Annotated in this window: 2 protein-coding genes; both read right to left on the bottom strand. The window is 35.3% G+C overall.

Features of this window, described 5'->3' with window-relative positions:
* Positions 1-209, bottom strand: a 209-nt coding sequence (locus tag OYV_RS03865; protein ID WP_042068393.1) for a CHC2 zinc finger domain-containing protein, incomplete at its 3' end; no start/stop codon positions are given.
* 9 nt (positions 210-218) lie between these two features.
* The coding region (locus OYV_RS03860) for a glycine--tRNA ligase (protein ID WP_042068392.1) at positions 219-1443 on the bottom strand (1225 nt) is incomplete at its 5' end.

The following is a 1443-nucleotide window of genomic DNA, read 5'->3' as shown; positions in this document are numbered from 1 at the left end:
AAAACAGGATTACCGCCTTTTTTACAAGACATACAAACTCCTATATTTCTTTCAGGAGACACAGAAAAAGAAGGTGTTTTTTCATCGTGAAAAGGGCACAACCCCATGTAATTTTTGCCTGATTTTTTTAATTGTACAAATTCTTGAACTAAATCAAGGATAGGCATTTTTTCATTGATTTGATCAATTAATTGTTTGTTATCTTGCATTTTGATCCGTTATTTTAAAATAATTTTTTCTTGGATGTATTGTTTGGCTTCTGCTAGTAAAAAGGTTTGTTGTTGGGCTGTGTCACGGTTTCTTAAAGTCACTGTGTTGTGGGTAAGGGTTTGGTCGTCTACAGTGAGACAAAAAGGAGTACCAATCATATCTTGTCTGCGGTATCTTTTGCCAATACTTTGGGTCTCATCGTAACAAACACCAAAATGTTTGGCTAAATACTGTTGGATTTCTTGGGCTTTGGCGCTGTGTGTTTTTTTGATTAATGGCAAAACAGCTACTTTGTAAGGTGCTAAAAAAGGGTGAAAAGTAAGGATTTGCCTTGTTTCGTTGGAGGTGCTTTCTTCGTGGTAATTGTTAATTAGAAAAGCAAAAAATAGTCTTTCTATTCCTAAAGAAGGTTCGATAACGTAGGGTAAAATTTTTTGTTTGGTAGTTTCGTCAAAATAAGTAAGATCTTTTTTGGAGTGTTGTTGGTGGGTTTTCAAGTCGAAGTTTGTTCTGGAAGCAATCCCCCAAAGTTCATCAAAACCCCAAGGAAATTTGAATAAAATATCGCAAGTTTGTTGTGAATAATGGCTGAGGTTTTCTTTTTTGTGATCTTTAAATGTTAAATTTTGCGGGTTCATACCCAAATTAATTAAAAAATCATACATTAAGTTTTTCCAGTGGTTAAACCAATGGGCTTCGGTGCCTGGTTGGCAAAAAAATTCTAGTTCCATTTGTTCAAATTCACAAGTACGGAAAATAAAGTTGCCAGGTGTCACTTCGTTGCGGAATACTTTTCCAATTTGGCAGACTCCAAAGGGAAGTTTTTTTCTGGTAGTTTTTAAAATGTTTTTAAATTGGATAAAAATTCCTTGTGCTGTTTCAGGTCTTAAATATAGAGGTTTGGAGTTTTCCAAAATGACTCCTTGATGGGTTTTAAAAAGCATGTTAAAAGGTCTGATGGGTGTCCAGTTGGAAGTTCCTAAGACTTGGTTTTTGACTAAATAGTCATGCATTTGTTCGTAGGACCAACCGCTAATATCTAACTGTGGATTGTGGCTTTCGATGAGTTTATCAGCACGAAATCTCTTGTTGGTTTCTTGATTTTCGGTAAGAGGATCCGAAAAAGAATCCAGATGACCTGAGGCTTTCCATACGGTAGAATTAAGTAAAATGGATCCATCTAACAAAACATTATTGGGTTGTTCTTGGACAAATTTTTGCAACCAAGCTTTT

This window comes from 'Chrysanthemum coronarium' phytoplasma (genome assembly GCF_000744065.1).
Taxonomy (GTDB): domain Bacteria; phylum Bacillota_I; class Bacilli_A; order Acholeplasmatales; family Acholeplasmataceae; genus Phytoplasma; species Phytoplasma asteris.
Note: the sequence above shows the minus strand (reverse complement) of the source record. Positions and strands in the feature narration are given on the sequence as shown.